Source organism: Rhizobium sp. BR 314, from assembly GCF_047445805.1.
Lineage (GTDB): Bacteria > Pseudomonadota > Alphaproteobacteria > Rhizobiales > Rhizobiaceae > Rhizobium > Rhizobium lusitanum_B.
In genome coordinates, this window is record NZ_JARWLA010000046.1 from 13808 (window position 1) to 36155 (window position 22348).

25 protein-coding genes and 1 pseudogene are annotated in these 22348 nt (G+C 56.9%); 7 read left to right on the forward strand and 19 right to left on the reverse strand.

Annotated elements, in window-relative coordinates:
• Positions 1 to 7: 7 nt before the first annotated feature.
• The 12 genes from virB10 to QD461_RS32750 are packed head-to-tail and all read right to left on the reverse strand — an operon-like array spanning position 8 to position 9029.
• The gene (virB10, locus tag QD461_RS32695) at positions 8 to 1177 is read right to left on the reverse strand and encodes a type IV secretion system protein VirB10 (protein ID WP_414091201.1); all 1170 of its coding nucleotides are present in this window, start codon (positions 1175 to 1177) and stop codon (positions 8 to 10) included.
• Complete coding sequence (gene virB9, locus QD461_RS32700; RefSeq protein WP_414091219.1) at positions 1167 to 2045, reverse strand: P-type conjugative transfer protein VirB9; 879 nt, start codon at positions 2043 to 2045, stop codon at positions 1167 to 1169. The genes virB10 and virB9 overlap by 11 nt, the downstream gene beginning before the upstream one ends.
• Before the next feature lie 5 nt (positions 2046 to 2050).
• Entirely contained in the window at positions 2051 to 2722 is a 672-nt protein-coding gene (locus tag QD461_RS32705) for a virB8 family protein (protein WP_414091220.1), read from the reverse strand.
• On the reverse strand, positions 2722 to 3009 hold the full coding sequence (locus tag QD461_RS32710; protein WP_414091202.1) for a hypothetical protein: 288 nt from the start codon (positions 3007 to 3009) through the stop codon (positions 2722 to 2724). Before QD461_RS32710 ends, QD461_RS32705 begins: the two co-directional genes overlap by 1 nt.
• Positions 3010 to 3048: 39 nt before the next feature.
• Positions 3049 to 3981 (reverse strand): type IV secretion system protein, encoded by a 933-nt coding sequence (locus tag QD461_RS32715; RefSeq protein ID WP_414091203.1) that lies wholly within the window; start codon positions 3979 to 3981, stop codon positions 3049 to 3051.
• 3 nt (positions 3982 to 3984) lie between these two features.
• The gene (locus tag QD461_RS32720; RefSeq protein ID WP_414091204.1) at positions 3985 to 4125 is read right to left on the reverse strand and encodes a hypothetical protein; all 141 of its coding nucleotides are present in this window, start codon (positions 4123 to 4125) and stop codon (positions 3985 to 3987) included.
• Complete coding sequence (gene virB5, locus QD461_RS32725; protein ID WP_414091205.1) at positions 4122 to 4817, reverse strand: P-type DNA transfer protein VirB5; 696 nt, start codon at positions 4815 to 4817, stop codon at positions 4122 to 4124. Before virB5 ends, QD461_RS32720 begins: the two co-directional genes overlap by 4 nt.
• Positions 4817 to 7183: a VirB4 family type IV secretion/conjugal transfer ATPase gene (locus QD461_RS32730; protein WP_414091206.1), complete on the reverse strand. Its 2367-nt coding sequence runs from the start codon at positions 7181 to 7183 to the stop codon at positions 4817 to 4819. Before QD461_RS32730 ends, virB5 begins: the two co-directional genes overlap by 1 nt.
• Positions 7176 to 7514 (reverse strand): type IV secretion system protein VirB3, encoded by a 339-nt coding sequence (locus QD461_RS32735; RefSeq protein ID WP_174176210.1) that lies wholly within the window; start codon positions 7512 to 7514, stop codon positions 7176 to 7178. Before QD461_RS32735 ends, QD461_RS32730 begins: the two co-directional genes overlap by 8 nt.
• Positions 7515 to 7519: 5 nt before the next feature.
• Positions 7520 to 7822 carry a TrbC/VirB2 family protein gene (locus tag QD461_RS32740; RefSeq protein ID WP_007694680.1) on the reverse strand — a complete coding sequence of 101 codons (303 nt, stop codon included), beginning with the start codon at positions 7820 to 7822 and terminating at the stop codon, positions 7520 to 7522.
• Complete coding sequence (locus QD461_RS32745) at positions 7819 to 8487, reverse strand: lytic transglycosylase domain-containing protein (RefSeq protein ID WP_414091221.1); 669 nt, start codon at positions 8485 to 8487, stop codon at positions 7819 to 7821. The genes QD461_RS32740 and QD461_RS32745 overlap by 4 nt, the downstream gene beginning before the upstream one ends.
• 2 nt (positions 8488 to 8489) lie before the next feature.
• Complete coding sequence (locus QD461_RS32750) at positions 8490 to 9029, reverse strand: hypothetical protein (RefSeq protein WP_414091207.1); 540 nt, start codon at positions 9027 to 9029, stop codon at positions 8490 to 8492.
• A 99-nt stretch (positions 9030 to 9128) separates the two neighbouring features.
• Between QD461_RS32750 and QD461_RS32755 the strand changes: the two genes are divergently transcribed.
• The gene (locus tag QD461_RS32755) at positions 9129 to 9482 is read left to right on the forward strand and encodes a MarR family transcriptional regulator (RefSeq protein ID WP_034519737.1); all 354 of its coding nucleotides are present in this window, start codon (positions 9129 to 9131) and stop codon (positions 9480 to 9482) included.
• A gap of 74 nt (positions 9483 to 9556) precedes the next feature.
• Here QD461_RS32755 and QD461_RS32760 read toward each other — a convergent pair whose 3' ends face one another.
• From QD461_RS32760 to QD461_RS32780, 5 genes are all read right to left on the reverse strand, one after another.
• Positions 9557 to 10309, reverse strand: a complete 753-nt coding sequence (locus tag QD461_RS32760; RefSeq protein ID WP_414091208.1) for a winged helix-turn-helix transcriptional regulator — start codon at positions 10307 to 10309, stop codon at positions 9557 to 9559.
• A gap of 49 nt (positions 10310 to 10358) precedes the next feature.
• Positions 10359 to 11132, reverse strand: a complete 774-nt coding sequence (gene fabG, locus QD461_RS32765) for a 3-oxoacyl-ACP reductase FabG (RefSeq protein WP_414091209.1) — start codon at positions 11130 to 11132, stop codon at positions 10359 to 10361.
• Entirely contained in the window at positions 11129 to 12841 is a 1713-nt protein-coding gene (locus tag QD461_RS32770; RefSeq protein ID WP_414091210.1) for an acetolactate synthase catalytic subunit, read from the reverse strand. Before QD461_RS32770 ends, fabG begins: the two co-directional genes overlap by 4 nt.
• The gene (locus QD461_RS32775; protein WP_414091211.1) at positions 12838 to 14199 is read right to left on the reverse strand and encodes an aspartate aminotransferase family protein; all 1362 of its coding nucleotides are present in this window, start codon (positions 14197 to 14199) and stop codon (positions 12838 to 12840) included. The genes QD461_RS32770 and QD461_RS32775 overlap by 4 nt, the downstream gene beginning before the upstream one ends.
• A 93-nt stretch (positions 14200 to 14292) precedes the next feature.
• On the reverse strand, positions 14293 to 15000 hold the full coding sequence (locus QD461_RS32780; protein WP_414091212.1) for a GntR family transcriptional regulator: 708 nt from the start codon (positions 14998 to 15000) through the stop codon (positions 14293 to 14295).
• 231 nt (positions 15001 to 15231) lie between these two features.
• On the opposite strand from QD461_RS32780, the gene QD461_RS32785 reads away from it, so the two are divergent.
• The 5 genes from QD461_RS32785 (at position 15232) to QD461_RS32805 (ending at position 20902) form a co-directional block, all read left to right on the forward strand.
• Complete coding sequence (locus QD461_RS32785) at positions 15232 to 16338, forward strand: ABC transporter ATP-binding protein (RefSeq protein ID WP_414091213.1); 1107 nt, start codon at positions 15232 to 15234, stop codon at positions 16336 to 16338.
• Between the two features lie 3 nt (positions 16339 to 16341).
• The gene (locus QD461_RS32790; RefSeq protein WP_414091214.1) at positions 16342 to 17241 is read left to right on the forward strand and encodes an ABC transporter permease; all 900 of its coding nucleotides are present in this window, start codon (positions 16342 to 16344) and stop codon (positions 17239 to 17241) included.
• Positions 17242 to 17338: 97 nt separating this feature from the next.
• A complete protein-coding gene (locus QD461_RS32795; protein WP_414091222.1) occupies positions 17339 to 18091 on the forward strand; it encodes an ABC transporter permease in 753 nt (250 codons plus the stop codon).
• An 85-nt stretch (positions 18092 to 18176) separates the two neighbouring features.
• On the forward strand, positions 18177 to 19208 hold the full coding sequence (locus tag QD461_RS32800) for an extracellular solute-binding protein (RefSeq protein ID WP_414091223.1): 1032 nt from the start codon (positions 18177 to 18179) through the stop codon (positions 19206 to 19208).
• A gap of 794 nt (positions 19209 to 20002) precedes the next feature.
• Entirely contained in the window at positions 20003 to 20902 is a 900-nt protein-coding gene (locus QD461_RS32805; protein WP_414091215.1) for a nucleotidyltransferase and HEPN domain-containing protein, read from the forward strand.
• Between the two features lie 233 nt (positions 20903 to 21135).
• Here QD461_RS32805 and QD461_RS32810 read toward each other — a convergent pair whose 3' ends face one another.
• Positions 21136 to 21429 carry a hypothetical protein gene (locus QD461_RS32810; protein ID WP_414091216.1) on the reverse strand — a complete coding sequence of 98 codons (294 nt, stop codon included), beginning with the start codon at positions 21427 to 21429 and terminating at the stop codon, positions 21136 to 21138.
• 405 nt (positions 21430 to 21834) lie between these two features.
• On the opposite strand from QD461_RS32810, the gene QD461_RS32815 reads away from it, so the two are divergent.
• The gene (locus tag QD461_RS32815) at positions 21835 to 22188 is read left to right on the forward strand and encodes a response regulator (protein WP_414091217.1); all 354 of its coding nucleotides are present in this window, start codon (positions 21835 to 21837) and stop codon (positions 22186 to 22188) included.
• A 49-nt stretch (positions 22189 to 22237) separates the two neighbouring features.
• Here the strand turns inward: QD461_RS32815 and QD461_RS32820 are convergent.
• Positions 22238 to 22348, reverse strand: a pseudogene (locus QD461_RS32820) (ATP-binding protein); the annotation flags it as partial.

Below are 22348 nucleotides of genomic sequence, written 5' to 3' on the forward strand. Positions count from 1 at the left end.
TTCCACCCTACTTCGTCACGAGCGGCGATCGAGGCCTGAAATCCCCCAATGCCGCGCGATCGAGGATCCTGTTGCGAGGTTCGGTGACACGCAGGCTATAGACGTCGGAAAAATCGAGATCGCGGGCGACAAAGATCGAGACGAGTTCGCCCTGATGCTTTGTCAATGTCGGCATAATATTTATGGATTGCTCGACGGCGATCGCGGCTGCCTGCTGGCCAGCGGTCGTCGTATTCTGTGCTTGAACGTCACTATCCTGTAGTCGGCTGCCGGCGTAGGTCGTCGCGTCGCTAATGATGGAGAGCAGGATGGCGCTGCCGAAGCGCTCCCACCAATGCGTGTCGACATAGCCGTCCATACCAGCCCGCCCGAGTGCGTCGGTTGCGGGCGAAGCGAGTGTAATAATCACACCTTTTGGCGTCTTTGCCCGGTTCCAAAGCACGAACAGACGCTTCTGACCGCGGTTCAAGCCGCCTCGATATTCTCCGACGATCTGGGTTCCTTTCTCCATCAGAACCACGCGGCCGTTATCGGAGAGCACATCGCGGTTGATGACACAGCTGGCGAAGCCCGGCTGGTCGGAGGCGAGCGCCGTCTCAAGCACGCAGGGAATGGAAGCTCCCATCGCCACAATGAAGTCGCGATTGCCGAGCGTGCCGGCGCGTGATCCTTCCAGATGGGTCGGCGTCAACATTCTGTTGAAACGCTGATCCTCGGTTTCAGGTTGGGCGCCCCCAAGGCTGCCCGGAACAGGGAGATAATTGGAGCCAGGGTCTTGCGACATGGCGGCTGCCGTGTCGCGGCGTTGCGATGAGGACCGCTGTTGATTAAAGGCCATCACCGGCGCACGGCGGGCGGAGTCCAACAAAGTGTCCTCAGCGGGTGTGACCTGCTGCTTTGGCGCAGGCGTCGGTAGCAGCACCTCGGGAAGCGGTGCAGCCGGCTTTACCTCTTCCTTCGCCGGCTCGAAGTCAGCCGTCTGGCGAATAACGACATGGTCGGGCTTTGTCGTCTCCGTCTTTTGCCGGTCACGCATCGACCACAGCGAAAACCCAACAAAAGCGACCATCGCAAGAACCACCGCACTGCGCTTCAGGAATGGACTGGCTTCAGTCCGCGGGCCGACATCCGTCTCGGCGCGCTCCCCTGGGATCCGGTCTTCCGCCTCATCCGCCATGGGCTCCTCCTGTTGCGGCACCAGCCGTCTGCGCTTTCACGACACGCTCCACCGAAGGCGATGTTGTACTGGTGTTGGGATTAATGCCCGTCGGATCGTAGGCTTCGTTGAAGATGCACAGAACGTCTCCTCCCCGCCGCAGAATGAATTTGCGACTGATCGCATGAACGAGCACGAGATCACCGACAACCGACTTAGGCACCAGGTTCTCGGTGCCGTCGGAGTTTTCCATATAGATTGCCGGTATTTCCTCATTGCCAGTGAAGGCGATGGTCGTGATCTTGCCGTTGTCATAAACGGCGGTCGGTTCCAAGGCTCCTGATCCCTGTGCCGAATAGTGCCAGTTGCGAGGCCCATATTGCTCATGCAAAGCCAGCACCGTGTCAGCTCGTCCAGCTTGTGCTGCCTGGGTTCGCGCGAGCGCCTCCTGACGACGCCGTTCGGCATCATCGGCCGGATAGCGATATTTGACATAGAAGTAAGTATCCTGGCCAGCGGCAACCGGACCGTCACGGACCGTCAACTCCATCTGGTAACTGCGCGTCGAACCATCACGACGTGTCGTGACCACGGAGATGTTCGTGACCGGCTGGTTCTCTCGCGCCTTAAGGAAGAGAATATTGCCGGCTGGCGCCACTTCCCAGGCGACCGTGTTACCAAGCGCTACATGGGCCACTTCCTCGTCAGCGGCAAACTCCACCTGGACGGAGGAACGCAGCGAGCCCACGATCCTGGTGATATTGTAAGGCTGATAGTCGACGAAGCGAACGCGACTGTCCTGGGATGCGCCGCGCGGCGTTTCCAGTGCGAGGGCTGCCGATGGCCAGCTCGCAATCAGGAGCAGTGCAATCAAGCAATGATGCTTCAGATGTTTCAATTGATAGCCTCCGGATCGGATCGGTAGTCGCTGACGGCGAAGCCGAGCGGATTTATCAGTCGATCGGTCGAGGACATTGGAGCATTCACATAGGAGAAGGTAAGCGTTGCCACCCAATGGGTCGTATGGGTCTCGTCACCGCGGGCGATGGTACGCATATAGCGAACAGAGAGGACATTGGCGTTGATCAGCGAGATGGAGACAATGTTGATCCGCGATGTGGCGCTGCGACCGTAAACATTTTGCGGGGAATCCGGATTGCCACCGCGATAAATAGCGGCAAAGCGGGTCTGTTCCGGCGCCGTTGAGAGCAGCGAAACCGTGCGAAAATTCTCCTCCGCCTCGCTCCAGACATAACCCTCGCGCGCACGAACATAACGGGCAGCGAAATATTTGGTCACCGCTTCGTCGTAGGTGCCAGCCGCCGACGTGAGTGCCGAAACGACATCGACAATACCGGTGGAATTGTCGACCCTCACGACAAAAGGCTCGACCGTCTTTAGCGGTGTCAAGCCTGCGATGGCGACAGTCGAAATGGCCGCAAGAATGCCGGCCCCCGTGGCCACAAACCAGGCAATCCGAGCCGAACGTTCCATCTGGATCATGCGGTCCTGATCGAAGCGCCGGGCCTTATCGAAATAATCCTTGAGACCGTCCGTCGTCACCATCACCGCCGCCCTCCGCATGTGCGATAGGAATCGCCGGCATCAAAATGCGCGAAGGCGGCGGGAACGATATCCGGCTTTTCCTCAGCGTAGGCAGGCGGCTTGCCACTGAACCGGGCCGGTGAAGAGGGAGGACGCTGTGTCGTGGACCGACTATCGCCGTTCCATTGCCACATGGCGCGATTGAGCGGCCGGCGCGAATAGCCATCGCATTTGGGTAGAGGATAGGAATGGGACGCGCAGCCGCCGAGTGTCGATGCCATACACAAAAGCACGAATATTCGGATCATCGTGAACCAGCCATCTTGTTGTTTGCTTGAAGTTCTACCTCAGCCGATTCTTTCGGAACGAAAGCTGCGGCCAATGGCACGTGCTCCCCGACCAGTCGCTCGCGCCATGTAGGTAGCACCTCGGGCAAGCGTGCCTTCATGCGCGTCGCGTGCTGCGCCATAGCCGTAGGTGAGCGACGCTCCGCCCGCGGCAAGTGCCGAAGCGATGCCCGGAAGCTGGTAAAAGACGTAGAGGGAGGCAAGGCAAATGGCACCTAGCGCAACGGGTCGCATCAGTACGTCGCTGTAGCTCTCGATCACTGTGAAGGTGGAATCGATACAGGTAATAAGTAGAGAGCCAACCGCCACAACCAGTACCTGCAGGATCACGAAGTTGGCGAGTTGCCCGATCCAGGCTTCGGTGAAGCGGCGTGTCGAGCGGAACATGGCAAGCGCTACGAAAATCGGGCCGATAGCGAGCACGATCGCCAGCGCCAGGCGGGCATAGAGCGAAACGATATAACCGATCGCGGCAACCACGAAGCTTGCTAGGATGACCAGCATGCCGCCGAGACCGGTAACGATATCGACACCCCATGAGGCGCGCGACCAGATCTCTTTCGCGCATTTCTGGCCTTTATCCAGCAGGCTGTCGAAGGTCGAGGCACTTGGTATCGTACCGGAGTTCAACGCCTGTGAGATCTCCTTGGGCAATGTGTCGAAGAAGATACTGCCGATATAAGTCTGGTACTCGCGAGCATTCGTGACCAGCATCAGGATGATGGCAAGCTTCATTGCCCGAAAGGCGAAATCCATGATCGGTTCGTGGACTGATCCACGCAGGATCAGGAAGCCATAGAGGATGACATAAAGTGTCAATGCCGCCGTCAATGGCCCGGTGACCCAGCTGGCGATATTCGACGTACCTGACGATATGAAATTCTCCAGCGGCGCCTTGAATTGCGCATCGACGAAAGCGAAGATCTGATACATGCCTCAGCCTCCGAGTGCTTTGGCGATGAGATCCGACAGCAGCGTCCGGTTGGCCATCAGCTCGTCGACCGAATAGGTACGCTCGGGCTGCTCCGAGCAGCCGAACAAAGAGATACCGAGTGTGAAGAGAACAAGAAACTTCATCGAAGGGCTGCTCCCATGATATCCATGCGCTTGCGCCAATCCTCGGCCCTGCGCTGTTCATCGACCTGAACCTCGGCCTGCTGCACCATCTGCAACCCCTGCATCCTGAGCATGTCGGTCTGGAGAAAGGCCGTTTCGGCCTGCAGCCGCGCCTGCAGATCGGCGATGTCCTTGGCGTCGCTCGCCGAAGAGATTTGCTGGCGTAATTGATCAATCCCCTCGATCCGCTTGGTCGCGGCATCGTAGATTTGCTGGCCAAGGCTCATCTGCCCTGCATTCTTGTTCTGAAGACGCGACAGTTCCTGAGCATAAAAGTCATTGGCGCTCGTTTTGTAGGTCGAATTATCGGTCAAGAACTTTGAGGCGGCATCGCCGAGCGTGCCTGAACCTGAGCCCTTGAGCAGGCTCTCGACCGCGGAAAAGTCCCCTGGCAATGCCTTGCGGATCGCCGGATCGTTCAACAGGCTGGCGACGTCGGCCATATTGGTTAGCTTATTTAGCGAACCGTAGAGCTGCTGAGCCTGCTGGAGTTGCTGGTTCAGCGCATCGAGCTGCGATTTCAATTGGGTAATGCTTTCGATCTGCTTGGCAATCGCTGTCTGGTCGATCACCGGGATACCCTGCGCGTCGGCGGCGTGGAAAGAAAGGAACAGTACTATCGCCGTCATGGGAATCATTCTGCTCTGCGCCATCAGCTTGCACTCCTTGTCTGTTGGAATATCCGCAGCCATTCGTCCCGGTCATCGCCAAGCTCCGCCCGGATTGCCTCGGCGAGTTCCACGTTTGCCGTTCGCCCGGAGAGGATTGCGAGCTCATCGCCGAAGCCATTGAGATTGAGCTCGACGACAACGCTGTTGTGACCCTGTTTAACGATAAAGCGCCGGCTTTCGGCGGAGAGTTCGCGGGCAACCAGCTCGAATTCGCGTTTGGTGAGCTTGAAGCCACCGATATAGTCATCTCGATCACCGCGGGAATTCGGCAGGAAAACCTGTGTTGCGCACTGCTCGATGATTGTATGCGCGATCGGTGAGTTGATGGCGTCTCGCGGGCTTTGCGTGGCAAAGAGCATCAAGCCGTTCTGCTTGCGAATGGTCTTGAGCTTATTCTGGGCAAGATCAAGAAAGCTCTCGTCCTGCAATGCCTTCCAGAACTCGTCGATAACGATGATGATCCGTCGGCCATCGATCAACTGTTCGACACGATAGAAAAGATAAGCCATCAAGGGATTACGGATCTCCTCGTTGTCGAGAAAATCGGTCATGTCGTAGCCGAGAAATCTGGCGCCGATACCGATCTCATCGACCTCGTTGTCGAAGACCCAACCAAGCGGGCCGCCTCTTTCCCACCGACGCAGGCGCGCGGCGATCCCTTCCGGATCGGTATTGTTGAGAAAGGTGCGCAAAGCGCCGATCGTGCGTTGATTTTTCGGCAGGTCGGCAAGACCATCGATTGCCAGCGCGATATCGCTAACATCGCTGACCGAAAAATCACGCACGGTCGCACCGGCTAGCTTGGCGATAAATCGTGCCAGGAATATCTTGTTCGCCGGTGTCAGCTCTAAGGCCTTCAGCGGTGCACATCCGGTCGGCAGCCCATTCTTCAGCGGCAAATAGGTGCCGCCGGCAGCCCGGACGAAGAGGTCGGCGCCACGATCCTTGTCGAAGAAGACCATGTGCGGGTCATGCTTTTCGAGCTGCGACAGCATGAAATTGAGAAGTACGGTCTTACCAGCACCCGACGGACCGCAGACGAACGTGTTGCCGAGATCGCCATAGTGGAAATTGAAATAGAACGGCGAGCCCGACGCCGTCTTCAGCATGGCGACGGCTGGTCCCCATTCGTTGCCGTCTTTCCTACCCATAGGATAGGAATGAAACGGAGAAAGCGCTGCAAAATTCCGCGAGGTGATTGCACCGGAACGGGCCCGATACCGAAAATTACCAGGCAATTGTGCCCACCATGCAGCCTCGAGCCCTAGATCCTCGCGCGCCACGACAGCGCCGCCATTGGTCAGATGCGAGCGCGCCTTGGCGAGATTGTCAGCAAGATCTTTGACAGATGAAGCGAAGACCCCGAGGGTCAGATGGTGCTCGCCGAGCACGAAACGGTTCGATTCGAGCTCGTCCATTGCCGCATCAAGCTCCTCAATCTGGGAGGCCGCCTTGTCGACTGCACTCACCATTTGGTTCTGCTTGCGCCCCATGATGGTGCGGGCATCGGTTTTAGACCTGAACGCGAAGGACTGAGTGAGGATCAGTTCGAAAGGTGCCGTCAGAATGCCGTCCAGCATACCGCCGCGGGTTCTCGCCGGATATTCCTTGAAACCGAACATGCCTGCATAACGGCTTGTCCCTTCATCGCGGATCTCGACTGTCTCGCGCCCGAAGATTACACGATCGGAATAGATCGCCGAGGAGATCCTGCCTTCCGTCAATGGTATGGGTTCTCGGCGGCCGCCGATCAACTGATGCAGCACCTCGCTCGGTTCGGAAAACAGGATGCCGTTCTGATCGTAGAGCGACAGCACGCGCGGCGTGAAGCGTCGCAGTCCTGCAGTGACATCGGTTACCTTGTCCCGCAGATGCTTCAGGCTGTCCTCATCGAGCTCGACTGCGGTTCGTTGGGCCTTGCGAAGCCGTGACAGCAGATTTGCGAGCCGTTCGGCCGGATCGCGTCCCGGACGCCAGAGCAGGGTGAGATAGATATCGTTGCGAAACAGGTCTTCGCTCACCATCCGCGCCCGATACTTGCCATTCAACGTTGCCGAGAAGGAGTTGGTGAACTCGCCGTCGGGATAGGTGTTGTCGCGCCGGCGGATGAGGTGGGTCCAGATTGCCAGACGCTCGTCCGCGATGTTGCGGTAGAGCGTGTTGAGATCGCGCTGCAGGCTGTTCAGATCGATAGCATCGATTGTCTCGAACGATACGCCGTCTAAAGCGATCACCGCTAGCAATGCCCTGGAATCGAGTGCGATCACGGTCTCGTCCACGTGGCGGACATAGGGGATAAACGTTTCCGGCTCGAGTTCACGGAATTTGATACGGGACACATTAGGCATGACCAAGGTCCCTTTCGTCATAGTGTCGCACTAGCCTCAGCGGCGTCAGCGAAGCACCGCTCCAATAGGCGCCGTTGCGCGAACGGCCACGCGTTTCGATCCAGGCCAGCAGAATACGGAACATGTTGTGGTCATGCTTGACGAGCGAGCGAAAAATGAAATGAAAGACCACACCGGCAAGCCCATAGGCAATCGAGCCGGCAATTATGTAGAGGATCGTCGTCAGTATAATGTTGACGCCCATGGCCTCCATCGTCACCCCGGCGATCATCGCTGGCCGGGTGCAGGCCAAGAACAGGGTATCTTCCTCAAGTGAAACCTTCTCCAGCATCATCTTCAGCCCCCGGAAATCGTGCTGACGATCTGCGAGGCGCCAAATAGAATGCCGATACCAAGCACGACATAGGCGGCCTTGCGAAGGTCCAGGTAACCGAACATCCAGGCGATACCGACGATGATGACGGCGATTGTTGCCAGGAGCTTGGCGACGTTACCGGTGAGTAAGGTGACGATATTCTGCAGAACCGTCTCGATCCCGCCGGCGCTCTGCGCGAAAGCTGGCTCGATCATGGCGATCGAAAGGACAGTTGCCATCGCAACGGTGACGCCAAATGCACGAATATTAATCCTCGACATCATTCAGACTGCTCCGGTTGATCGTTTTGGAAGACCAGCGCGGATGATTGCCGCGCTGCATGGAAGACATCCCACGACGGTGGTTTCACCGACCGTTCGGGCAAAGGCCCTTCCTCACTGTTCAAGGACGGACCACTGGTCTGGGATTCGGGAACTGTCGGCCGGCCGATACTTTGTCCTATCGCTATGGCGGACAGCGTCTTCGAAAGCCGCTTGGCCTCGCTTTGGACCTGATCGTCATACTGCGCCATCTTTCCGACCGAAGGATCGGAGCGCCCGTAGTAGGATTGCAGCATCACGCGCTCAGCTTGCTGCGGTGCGGCACCGGCGCGCACGGCCAGACGATAATAACCATCGAGCAGTGTGGCCGTTGCCTTGAGGTTGAGGCATGGGTCGAAGGCGTCTGAGACGCTGAGATCAAACTTGCGCAATTCGGCGATGCCAATGCCGCCAAGCCCTAGCTGGACATCTTTATGCTCCGCCATCAGCGACGTTGCGGTTTCGATCGCCTCAGCCTTGCTCTTCGGCTGTTCATGAAGAGACGAACTCCCGCCCACGCGAATATCAAAAGGCTGGAACTGGCTTTCGAGACTGACAACCGCTGCAAGCGTTTCGATCGCAATCGCCGGCGCACAGGTCTGGGCAAGATCGGTGAAGGAGATGGCCATGATCAGTACCACACTCGATGGCTTCCAACGCCGTCGATGATCACATCGACATAGTGGGGCTCGGATCGCACATTCGGCCGCGCCGTCGGATAGCCCATGCACTGCATGTGCCGGCCATCCCGCTGCCAGCGCGCCAATATCACCAGCCCATCGTCTCTTGCGCCGCCATCACGACCGGAGGCGCAATAGCCGCCGTCAACCTTGGAAAGGGTTAGCGAAACGCAGGTCTCCTGTTGACCGCGCTCGCCATAGCGTGTCGTCAGGCGATAGCTGTCATTGCAGAAATAGGGCTCGTAACCAGGACGCGATGCCCGGAAGCCGACACCGCTGCAGGTGGGAAAGGAATGGCCCTTGGCAAGCTCCTGCCAGAGCTTATTGATCGGGGGACGGCAGGCGGCATATTGTGTCGGCCCACCCGGATTGGAAAGGCACAGGATAACCTGACACCCCCAGTCATCGGCGCGCGCATGCCGCTCGCAAATGAGGTATAAAGGGATGCAGCCGGCAATGGCGAAGATTGTTCCAACCAGAAGGCGTTTCATCAGCATGATCCTTCGATGTGGCGATATCAAACGATCCGTTCGGCGACGAATCTGGCGCTGCTCGTAATTTATACTGGTTTATATAATGCAGTTAAAAAGATGACAAGTACCCTAACCACCCAGTGGCACAGTCTTTCGTTTGCAGCCTTCATCCTGCATGAGATCATGGATCATCCGCAGGAGGACGAGACACCGCAATCCCGGCTGAAGCAGGTCGGCATGATGAGTGTTCTTTACATCATGAACCAAGCGCACCAGGCACTAACTATCTCAAATATAGTCGAAATTACGAAGCTTACACGTATGGGTGTGACGGAGACGATCGAGCCGCTGGTGAAACGTGGGATCCTGACGGAGACGTTCGTGAAAAATTCGATGGGCCGCGGCAAGGCTCGTCAGTTTGAGATCGCGCCGGAGATTTTCGAGAAGCTGAGGAGCTTTCAGGCGCGGTGATTGATCATCTCAGCCGCCGAATCAAACTGAATTAAAACAATCAATTAAAACGCAGAAACGTCCAAACAAAGCGACTATGCTGATGTGCTTGAGCCACCCTTTCGCAAGCCCCGTGGCCTGAACACATAGCCAGCTGCATGGACGGTGCGAATGGCAGCACCACATCCGGGCAACTCTCCCAGCACCTTGCGCAAGCGGCCAATGTGAACATCCACCGTTCGCGGCGTGACTTCGGCGGAAGCCGGCCAAGCCGAAGCAATCAGCTCGGAACGGCTGCAGAGCTGTCCCTGCCTGTTCATCAGATGACGTAAAATATTGAACTCAATTGGCGGCAGCGCAAAGTCGCGACCGTTGCAATGTATTCGGCGGCTGTCGACGTCGACTTCCAGGTCGGCAAAAGCCAGCGACGCAACCATTTTCGAGTTGGCCGTTTCCATGACCTGTCCCGTCGCCTGTCCGAGAGATGTCAGCAACTTCTCCGGAGAAAGCGGCCTGAACAGGAAGTCATCAACACCGGCTTGCAGCAAGGCCAGATGAAGCGGCTGCATTTCGCTTCGTAAAAGCGCAATCAGACGGACCTCATTGTCATGTTTGGTGGATCGCCTGATTTCGCCACATATGGAAACAGCATCTGGGGTTTCGCGGGTGCAATCGAAAAGGACTGCGCACGGCGAGCGCTCCGTGCAGGAAGCCAGAACATCGTTTGCGCTGCAAGCCAAAGAGGGGATAAAACCTTCGGTTTTCAGAATATAGCTAAACGGCAGGAACAGCTCCGCATCGGAGGTCCAGATAATGACTTTGTTGCAGGCCGCCACGTCGAGCTTCACTGCCGCATCGGAGCGCTTGAAGTTGGACGCACCGGACCGTGTGACGGCTCTAGGCTGGCGCATATTCACCCCCGTTGATATCGAGGATGGCACCATTAACGAAGCCCGCGTCGTCCGACGCCAGGAAGGCAACGGCAGCGGCAATGTCCTCCGGCGTTCCCAATCTGCCAGAAGGAATGCGTGCAACCGCGTCCCGATTGGCTGGCGTGTTGGGATCGCCAGTCAAGGGCGTCAAGATCCTGCCAGGCGCCACGAGATTAACGGTTATGCCGAAAGGACCGCACGATCCGACAAGCGAGCGCATAAGACCGGCCAGTGCTGCCTTGCTGGCGGCGTACGCGCCACCGGCGATGCGAGGGCGTGTGCGCCCAGCGAGCGATCCGATCAAAATGATACGTCCGAATCCCGCCTGTCGCATTCCCCTGACGACCGCCTGACAACATAGCATGGTGCCGGTCAGATTCACTGCCAGCACTTCGTTCCATTCTTCCAGCCCAATGTCCTCGAACCGCCGAGGACCAGCGAGGTCTTTGGGCGATATCCCGGCGTTGCAGACGAGAATTACGGCATCTCCCCAGGTCGATGAGAGCTCTTCAAAGAAATTGGCAACAGCCAAAGGATCCGACAGATCGACAACTCGGCCCAAGACCCGTCCAGATCCGAACTCCGCGGACAGCACGGCAGTTGCGTCAGTCACAGTTTTAGCGCTATGACTGAAGACGGCGACGCAATGCCCCGCCGCCAATAGCTTTCGCGCCGTCGCCAATCCGATACCGCTCGTCCCTCCTGTCACGACGGCGATGCGAGACGGCTCTGGCATCATGCAGCCTCATCCAAGCCGGCAAATAAAGACAAAGCGGGATGAGCCTCAGGATCTGTCATGACCTCGATAAACAGCGGCCCCTTGCCTGCCAGTCCACCCTGGAGATGAGCCGTGAGCTCGGCTGGATCCTCAACGCGCACTGCCGGGCATCCGCAGGCTTGAGCGATCTGCGTATGATCGACAGGCGCAAAATGGCACGCCGATGTGAAGCGCCCGAACTTCACGGTCTCGGCATCCCGCTGGAAACCGAGGATACCGTTGTTGAGAAGGATGATGGTTACGGGAAGATCGGAGCGAACCATAGTTTCCATCTCCGCCCAGCTATGGGCGAACCCGCCGTCGCCAATGACGGCGACCACCGGATGCTCGGGCCTAGCTGCCTTTGCGCCAAGAGCCAGAGGCAGGCCCCATCCCAGCCCCGCAAGGCCGCGCGGCGTCAGGAACCGCATTCCTGAAGTAAGCGATCGCAATTGGCCGACGACCCACATCGATGAATAGCTTGCATCAGCAACGACGGTCGTCTGCGGTGTCAATGACGCCTGCAGTTCTGCCATGATGCGTTCCGGCCGGATCGGCGACGCAGTAGCATGCATGAGCTGATGCCGATCCTTATCGAACTGCCGCCAGCACTCGGCTATGCGGTCGATAACAGCAGTCCGTTGGCCCCGACGTTGGGATAGATCTTTCGCGTCCAGGGCATGAATGAGCTCTCTGAGTGTCTCACGCGCATCCCCGACTAGGCGCAGCGCTTGATAATTGCGGCCAATTTCCTGAGGGTCGACATCGATGTGGATCACCTGAGCACCAGCAGGAATTTGCCGCCAACTATCCGTGCCATTCTGATTGGTTCGCGTTCCAACCAGAATGATAAGGTCTGCGTCACCGACCAGGGCTGCCGTATGGCGCCCGAGTGACCGCGGACCCACGAGTGATCCTAAGACGCCTGCCGAAAGCGGATGATATTCATTAACCGCGCCCTTGCCCATGTTCGTGGTCAAAATTGGGAGTACAGCCAGATCCTGCAACACGGCCAGTTCATGGCAGGCATCGCTGCCGAGGACACCGCCACCCGCGATTACCACGGGATTGTGGGCATTCGCGATCAATTCCGCTGCCCTTTGCAAACTCGCGCGATCAGGGGACGACCGATCAAGCGGCCAATAGCCAAGATTCAGAGATCGTGACGGCGTTCTGACACCAAGCTCCGAGCGCAGCAGATCAGCAGGCAACAGCAACGCAACAGGCCCGGGTCGACCGGAGGCAGCAGCAGTGAAGGCGGCATCGACATAGTCCTCGATTCGCTCCGGGACCATGACCCTGCGCACCCATTTCGTGCAGGATTGAAAGAGCGCGATATGGTCGAGCTCCTGAAACGCGTTCCGATCCATCTGATCGCGCTCGACTCCCTGCACAAGTGCTACGATCGGAACGCTCGCCTTCAGCGCTTCGGCCATGGGGGGCACCAGCAGCGTGGCAGCCGGACCATTCTGGGCGGCCACCACGCCGATCTTTCCGGATCGTCGAGCATAGCCATCGGCCATAGCGCCGCCCATATTCTCCTGCCGGTAAGCGACCTGGCGAATGCCTGCCGCTTCAGCAGCCAGGATGAGCGCTGATGGTAGGCTCTGGGCAAATATATGGGTGACGTTATGGCGCACTAGCGAGCGAGCCAGGCATTCGGCGACAGTTTCCAAGGACGTCGTGGTCATGCGGTTGCTCCAACAAAATCGGCTTCGTAGGTTTCGAGGAAATCGCCGAAGACTTCGACGATCAAATCAAGATCGGTATTCGTCATTGCCGTGGAGAGGCAGGCGGCGGCTCCAAAGGGCAGGAGGATATCGAGCTGACGGAAATGGCTTGTCAGATTGGTCATCCAACTGTTCTGTTCTGGCGTCGGGAAGGCCTGCCGATAGTCACGGGGCACCTCCCGCTTGGGGTGAATGCGAAAAAGCGAAGCCGAACCGGTAACGATAAATGGCGCGTCATGACGCACGATCGCGGCAGAAAGGCCATCGCGTACACGCGCACCCATTTCATCAAGACGCTCGAAGCTTGCCGAGGTCAGTGCCTCCATAGCCACCCTTCCTGCGACCATTGAAACCGGATTGGCCGAAAAGGTGCCGCCCTGTGGCAGCGCTGGCCTTGCGCCCAAGCTTGCGAACACCCCCATCACCTCCTTGCGACCACCAACCGCGCCGACAGGAAAGCCGCCGCCGATAATCTTTCCGGCAGCAATAAGATCCGGCATGAGCCCGAAACGCGTCGATGCACCACGATATCCCTGACGCAAATTCAGCACTTCATCGGCTATGACGAGAGCGCCATATTGCCGGGCAAGATTGGAGATGGCTTCGATGAAGGCTGGCTCAGGGGCGAGCAAACCTGCCCTGCTCGGCATGGGATCAATCAGGATACAGGCAAGGTCACCGCCTGACGCGGCCAACCTCCGTTCCAGGCCCTCGACATCATTGAAACGGATCACATCGACCTCTTCGGCAACACTTTCCGGCGCGCCGACATAAGAGGTTGTGGATGCAGGGGCGTCCGCTGGTCCCCAGGATGCAGGCGACGCGCCCTGGCTTACCTCGGCCCAATCATAGGCACCGTGATAGGCTCCTTCGACGCGGACAATGCGCGACCGCCCGGTAAAGGCGCGGGCCGCCTTGATAGCGAACATGACGGCCTCGGTGCCGCTATTGACGAAGCGGATCTGCTCGATCGCGGGAATTCGCTGTACGAGCAATTCCGCCAATCCAAGCTCGTGCTCTGTCGGATTGGAAAAGCAGGTTCCTTTCTGCAGCAGATCTGCAATTGCGTCGGCGACAGGCAGGTAACCGTGACCATGGATCAGCGTTGTGAAATTGTTATTGAGGTCGAGGAGCCGATTGCCGTCGACATCGACCAGATAGGCACCCTCACCACGAGAAACGTACGTCGGCAGAGGATCGCGCTCGACGGTGACACGCGTGGTTCCATCGGGAAACACGACCTGCCCTCGCTCGAAGAAATATTGCGAGCGTGATCTGAGCGCCGCCCGTCGAAATGATGGAAAATCCTGATGAAGCATGCCTTGCCCTCTCCATGCAGAGATGCGCGTTCGCATCCCGTTCACATTTTTGTTGCAACAAAAAAACACGAAGAGCAGGAAAGTGCAACATAATTATTCACCGGCGGCGGGGATTCCTTTCATCGCGGTCTGTGCTGATTTTTTTATCTGGCGAAATCCATCACGAATGTCGCTCTCAATGGCGGCGCGGACGGCGGCCGCATCCTCTTCAACAAGCGCCTCTATCGCGGCACGATGATTGCGAGCACCATAGCGCGTCTCCGAAAATTCTGGGTAGAGGCCGTTAAATGATGCTCCAACCCGCAGCCACAGAGTCTCGATCACCTGCAAGAGATGGGGCATACCGCTCAGACGGTAAATCGCGAAGTGGAACTCCTTGTTATGCCAAAGGGCGTCAAAATACCGCTTTTCATCCAGTGCAGCGTCAATCTTAGCCTGAAGTAGCTCAAGCTCTTCGATCGTCGCCTCGCCTGCGGCCTTGACGGACAGTGCCGCCGCAAGGCCCTCCAGGGCCAGGCGCATCTGCGTAATCTCCTCGAGATCCGACAACCTTAAGTGAGGAACGATAACGGTTTTCGGGCCGGAATAAACGAGCGCGCCATCGATCACCAGGCGGTTAATGGCATCACGAGCGGGCGTCGTGCTGACATCGAGCATTTCCGAAACCGCACGAATTGTGAGCTTGTCTCCAGGGGAAAAAGCGCCTCGGATCAGTCGCTCCTTCATGTTGCGATACGCCATTTCGCCCAATCGGTTGGGCTGATGCTGAGGGTGTCCTTCGTCTTCCGGTGCCAATTCCATTGAAAATTTCTCCAATTCCCTTTGACAATCGCTTATTTTGTTGCAACAAAAGTAAAAAGCGACATACTTGCAAACATTATGTGACATTAAAGTCATAGCACTTTCGCAAATTTCCGTCTTCCCAAAGTTCAACTCGGGAACCGGATCAGAAGCCAAGCGATCGCGGTGAGCGACTTGCTACGCCGTCGCAAACGAACACGTTTCAAAACGACAAGAATAAGGAGAGGAACTTTGATTGGTGAAGCACTTACGCTGCAAGGGCTTGAAAAGCGATATGACACATCGCTTGCTGTGGATGGCATTTCACTGGCCATCCGGGCAGGTGAATTCCTGTCGATCCTTGGTCCTTCGGGCTCCGGCAAGACGACGCTACTAACGATGATCGCCGGCTTCGAGAGCCCGAGCAACGGCCACATCATGATCGGCCGTCGCGACGTCACCTATATGGCGCCAAACAGGCGCAACATCGGTATGGTGTTCCAACGCTATGCCCTTTTTCCGCATTTGACGGTGGCGGCCAACATCGCTTTTCCGTTGCGCATGCGCCGAATGGACAAGCATCTCATCAGCCGCAAGGTGGAGGCGGTACTAGCGCAGGTACATCTCGACGGCTATGGCGATCGATATCCCCATCAACTCTCCGGAGGCCAGCAGCAGCGCGTCGCCGTCGCTCGGGCAATCGTCTTCGAGCCGCCCGTTCTCCTGATGGACGAACCACTTGGGGCCCTCGACAAGAAACTGCGTGAGGCGCTGCAATTGGAAATCAAGAGCTTGCAGCAACGACTCGGCGCGACTGTCGTCTATGTAACGCATGACCAGGAGGAGGCACTCACCATGTCTGATCGCGTTGCGGTGGTGGCAGAAGGCAGGCTGGCTCAAGTCGGATCGCCGCTCGAGCTTTACCGTTCGCCTGTCTCAGCCTTTGTCGGAGACTTCATTGGTCGCATGAACTTTCTCGACGGCGAATATCTCGGTCAAGATAGCGGCAACTACATGGTACGGCCAAGGGGCGGCAACGTCGTTGCTACGGCGGTCGCCGAAGACGGGGAAAGCCCCTTTGCCTCTCGCCAAGCTGTCAGTATCGCGGTTCGCCCCGAACGGTTGTCGCTAGCGCCTCATGGCCGCGACCGCGGCGCCATTTTGACGGGCACCATAGACGCAACCGTATTCGCCGGTTCGTTTTTCCTCTTCTTCGTGCGAACCCAGAACGGCGATGACCGCCTCCTCCAGATCCAGATGCCCGTCGGGCATGTGGCCGCAGGTCTTCGTCAAGGAGACCTGGTTGACGTCATCCCCGAAGCAAACGCGTTGCGGTTGTTCGCAAAAGTGGGGGGTTAATCCATGGCGTCATCCTTCGCGACACAATCGACAGGGTCTTTCCTTCGCTGGATCCTCACAGGATCGAGCCGCCACTATTCGCCATTATTGGCCATGTTGCTGATCCTGCCCCTGCTCCTCCTCTTGGCGGGAGGCTTCATCTATCCGGTGCTCAGGCTTGTCGGCATCAGCCTTTCCGGGGAAGCTCCGCTTGCCCCCTACCAGCGTATCTTCGACAGCCCGCTTTATATTCAGGTCCTACTCAGAACCTTCCGCATAGCGGCGATCGTAACCGTTGCCTGTTTTGCAATCGGATATCCTACCGCCTATGCGATCGCGCGCATGCGCGGCAAGTTGGTAAAGCTCGGAATGGCATGCTTATTCATTCCGCTATGGACCTCGGTGCTTGTCCGCTCCTATGCCTGGATCGTGCTGCTAGGTCGCAACGGCATTATCAACGACGGGCTGATCCAGCTCGGTGTTATCTCGACACCATTGAAAATGCTCTACACGGAGGGCGCTGTCATTCTCGCGATGACGCATGTGCTGATGCCCTTCATGATCCTGCCGATCCATTCGGCCTTGCGTTCGGTGCCGAGAGCGTATGAGCAGGCGGCGCGAAATCTCGGCGCCAGCCGGATTGTCGCCTTTTGGCGCGTGACCTTTCCACTCAGCCTATCCGGCGTCTTCGCCGGCTGTGTGATCTGCTTCATTCTCGCCATCGGGTTTTACATCACGCCCGCCCTAGTCGGTGGACCCGGCGCGCTGATGATGGCGACCCTGATCGGCCAGCAGACAATCGTCCTTCTGGATTGGCCATTTGCGGCCGCTCTGTCGGTCATCCTACTCACCGCGACGTTGCTGCTGGTGCTGCTCTTTCGCCGCGCACTCTCTTTCAGCAAAGGTTTGAACAGTGTCCATTGAATCTGAGACCTTTACGCAGCGATTGACAACATCGTCATCCGACGCCCGCCGCTACCGTCCAGTCTGGACACGGGTGACACGACATGCATTCAATCTGATGATTGCAGCGGTGCTGTTCTTTCTCGTCCTTCCGACACTGCTGGTGATACCACTGGCACTCAGCGACGCCTCATATATCACCTTCCCGCCGCAGGGACTGACCCTACGCTGGTTCGAGGCGTATCTGTCCGATCCCGACTGGCTAAGCTCGACTATTTTCAGCCTACAGATCGCCGCGGTAACCACTGTGGTAGCGACGACCATCGGGACGATGGCGGCGGTTGCTCTCGTACGTGGCAAACTACCGGGCAAGGCGCTGCTGCAGGCCCTCTGCCTCGGGCCGATGATCGTGCCGGCAATCGTCTTCGGCGTGGCGCTCTATCTGGTCTTCTCACCTTTGCAACTGACAGGAAATCTGACCGGATTCGTCCTTGCCCATTCGGTTCTGGCGGTGCCTTTTGTCGTCATCATCGTTTCCGCAGCGTTGGAGAGAATGGACCCGTTGCTGGAACTGGCGGCCTTGAGCTGCGGAGCGGGGCGGTTCAGAGCCTTTTTTGCCGTGACACTTCCCAATCTTGCACCGGCCGTCGCGACGGCTGCGGTCTTTGCTTTCCTGACCTCCTTCGACGAAGCGACCGTGGCATTCTTCATCTCTGATACCGGGGGCAAGACGATTAGCCGAAAAATGTTCGAGGACATCGATTTTAACCTGACGCCTGTCATTGCCGCCGTCTCGGTCATCATTGTTGCCGTTTCGCTGCTTCTGATGGGTTCCATACATCTCCTGAACAGCCGCCGGGAGCAGCACTAGCGGCAAAAACACCCGCTGCAGGCGGGACCATAAGAGGGAAACATTGATGACAATAAGAGCAGCCATCCGGCTGAGCGGCATTGCTATGTTTTGCGCAGCCATTCTTCTGGGAGAAACGACCAATCCAGCATTTGCCAGTGAGCAGGTCGTGATCGCCACGACTGGCGGCGCCTATGATGCGGCGCTACGCAAGTGGTGGTTCGAGCCGTTCACCGCTGAGACTGGTATCCAGGTCGTTTCCGTAGCGGCAACCAACGCGGAGATGCGCGCCAAGGCAACCGCGATGGTGAAAACAGGCAATGTCAGTTGGGATCTGTACCCCGATGGAGAAATCCAGGTGAGCTCAAAGGATCATCTCGCGATTTCCGAACCGCTTGACAGTTTTTGCACACAATTTAAGGACCGTCAGGATCTTGTTCCCGATGCCTGCCTCCCAGCCGGCGTGCGGCTGTTTTCGACAGCCACCTTGATGGCCTACGACCCGCAAGCCTTCAAAGGCAACCAGCCCGTGACCTGGGCGGATATGTGGGATACTTCAAAGTTCCCGGGCGGACGCTCGTTTCCGAATTTCGATGATCCGTGGCGTGTCATGGCGGCTGCCCTTTTGGCAGATGGGGTCAAGCGCGAGAACCTGTTTCCGCTCGACGTCGATCGCGCCCTCAAGAAGCTTGACGCATTGCGACCGTCCATCTCGCTCTGGTGGAAAACCGGAGATCAGAGCGTCCAGGGGTTCCGTGAGAACGATTACAGCATCGGACAGATCTGGCTAACGAGGGCAAGTGCGCTTAAGGCAGAAGGACGCTCGATCGCCTGGTCGAACAAGGCAGCATTTCTGGTGGGCGATCGTCTCACGGTTATCAAAGGAGCTCCCAATCGCGACAATGCTCTGAAGCTCATCGCCTTTTGGTTGGATTCCCCGGACATCCAGGCCAAGGTTTGCGAAGCATTGTTGTGCACGCCACCTAGCAGCGCGGCGATTATGATGATGCCGCAAGCAGTTCGCGACCAGATGCCGAGCGCCGAAGACGTACGCGACAGCATCGTCATTCCAGATGCCAAATGGATAAACGATCATGCCTCGGAGTTGCTGGAGAGATGGAACAACTGGGTTCGCTAAAGCAGGATGACGACGTGAAAACATCGTGCATGATCATACGGCGCCACGACGTTTGGAAGATGAACGCTCCCCGATCGTTCACTGAATAAACGCTCGACACTTGACGCCGACCCGCCCCCCAACACATCGACAGGCGGTCCGCCCGCGAGCAGAAACGATTGGAGCGGGGCGGACCTCTCTTAATGAGGCCTCGTAAGATTGCAGAAATTGCCCCTTTGGCGTGCGCCGCTATCTTCTCGATTGGGATTTGCGTCTATCCAAGGGGGCGTGGCTTACGATTGGGACGGCGTCAGAGCACGGCGAGTAAAGATATTGGAGATTGGAATTTCGCTGATGATAGCCTCGACCGCATTGGCGGCGCCTGCAATGCTGCTGTTGAAATCCACGACTAAAGCGTCGGCCTGTAGAGCGTCGAGACAATTCATCGGTGGATGCCGAAAGACCGGCGGACGGACATTTCGCAAAGACATTGGCGCCTGCAGTCTCTGAGGGAAAATGTCCGCAAGCCATTTGGTTTCTATCGGCGGCATTTAATGAGATGAACCACCACCTTAATGCTCAGAAGTCAAACTTGACTTCTCATTGGCAATATAAGAACATAAAGCGAACAAAAGCATTTACCGTGACCTGCGCAAAGCAGACCATTGAGCAGGCGCCCTCGAAATCCGAATTCGATCGAAGGGCTGAAAGATCTCTTCTGCTACCCTATCCGCCTTGCATAGAATCAATATCGGACTGGCGTTGTAGTCGGATCGTACCTAGAACTGGAATCATCAGAAAGGGTCCCGCTCTCCATGAAGTTCAGCCTCGATCATCTGCCGGAACGCAAACGCTTGGAATTGTCGCGAATTGTCGAGATCGTGCATGAGGAATTCGAAGATGCGCTGAAGGAAGGTACGGCCGATTTCAAGAAGAAGGGTCGCATCCTCAAGATCATTCTTTTCGGCTCTCATGCGCGGGGCAGTTGGGTCGATGAAGAGCATACCGGCAAAGGCTATAAGTCCGACTATGATCTGCTGGTAATTGTCAACAATCGCAAGCTTACCGACTTCGGTTCATACTGGCGCAAGGCGACCGACCGCTTTCCCCGTATTGTCAAGCCGCCGGTGAGCCTAGCCGTGCATTCACTGCGTGAGGTCAACACAGCACTGAAACTCGGCAATTATTTCTTTAGCGAAATCCGGCGCGACGGCATCGTCCTTTACGAACTCGATGATGAGGAACTCGCCGAGCCAAAGCCCCTCACACCCGCCGATGCTCTCCGTACGGCACAAGGACATTTTGATGAACGATATTCTTTTGCAACGGCATTGATGGACGGCATCCATCTCTTTGTAGAGAAAGGGCACTTCAAACACGCTGCTTTTCTTCTTCATCAAGCGATTGAGCAGAGCTACTCAGCTATGCTGTTGACATTGACGAACTACAGCCCCGCGTCGCACAACCTCAACCACCTGAAGACGCTTGCCGAAGGTCGGGATCAGCGGCTTGCAGAAATCTGGCCACAAGATCGACAACGTTATACTGCTTGGTTCAACATCATCAACCAAGCCTACGTGAAGGCCCGCTATTCCGAGCATTTCAAGATCACCGAGGAAGCCCTTGTATGGCTCGGCGAACGCACGGACGCGCTGCAGCAACTGGTAAAAGCGATTTGTGAAGAGCACATCGAAAAGCTACGGAAAAAGCTCTGAGCGCCGCGTGCAATCGCTCATCGACGTTCTCTGCCACCGGCCGCCATGTCGCGGTCTTTCTCCAGGCGGCACTTATCAGATAACCATGCCGCCGCACCGCTCCGCCATACTCGAAACCTCCCTCTATCCGCAATCTCATCGCTTGGCGGCGGGCTGATACCCGAGCCGTGGGGCGTTACCGAGAAGTACAAAGATATATCGGTTCTGGCCGACCAGTTGTGTCCACAGGAAACCTAATTCGGTTTGCCTTCTGCGTTACCGAATCCGCGCTGCGCCGCTCGAAAAGCCCGCGCCTTCGTTTCGCCGGCACTCAGCAGGCAAAAAACCTCGAACCAGAAATGGCTGTCGGCAGCACGTCCATCCACCTTCGCGCCCAAAGCGCACCAAGCCGCAGCAAGCGTGGCTTCGGGACCATAGACCGCCTTTGCGGCCAAGGCCGCGACTGCCGGATCCTTGCCACACCAAATAGAGATGTCATCATCCGAGGACGGTGCCTGGCGATATTTTGATGTATCCGCAAAAGTCATAGGAAGCTCTCCCGTGAATGTCCGGCACGGGACGAAGTTTGGCCGGACTTTGTTCTCACAAGTGAGTCACGACCGCGGATGCCGCATATGTCGTGTGATCCCTGGCCACTTCCTATTTCATCTCAAGATCCACCAGGCGCGGATCCTGGGCGAGCCGACCTGAGCTCGCTCGCAAAGGGCCTCCATTTTGGTGCAACAAAATTGTGATCGAATAGATACATTTTTCCCCATTTACGTGCAATATGAATTTATGGCAGATAAATAATTGCGATTTCTGGCAAAGAAAGACAAAATACGATTGAACTCCGATATTTTTGTTGCGTCAAAATTATCTGAGATGGCGCGGAATCTCAAACTCTCTCATCGTCCGCGTGCTACCACCCACCGATCGAAAGGTTATCGTCAATGAAGCCACTCGTCCTCATTTGCTCCACAGATTACGAATTCTACCTTCTGCTCGCCCAAATCCTCAATATGGGAGGTCTTGAATCCTCGCTGGTGGATGGGGCGGAGGAAGTCTTAGCTGGCGTCGAATCCGATGATTTCATCGCCGTGATAATAGACTATAATACCGACGCCTTGCCCATCAGTGATCTTGTAAGCCAGATCAGGAAAACGCTGGCCGACAAAACACCACCGATCGTGGTCTTCGTGGGAGCAGGTAATCAGCAACTTTATCTCGAAGTGCTCAAAACCGGTGTGAGCGAAATTTTTATGCGCCCGTTCAACCCAGAGCTGTTGGTTTCCACGCGGAACTGAGCCGGTTTTTCCACCGAGAAGTGAGCCACCTCTGAGTATGGTTTTCTGATCAGGGTTTGGTCAATGGGCTGGCTTTTTCTCCTCTCTTTTGCGCCGCGGCGGCCGAACTGGCCTTGAATCGAAAGCTGTCATTTCCGGTTTCCAGGATGTGGCAACGGTG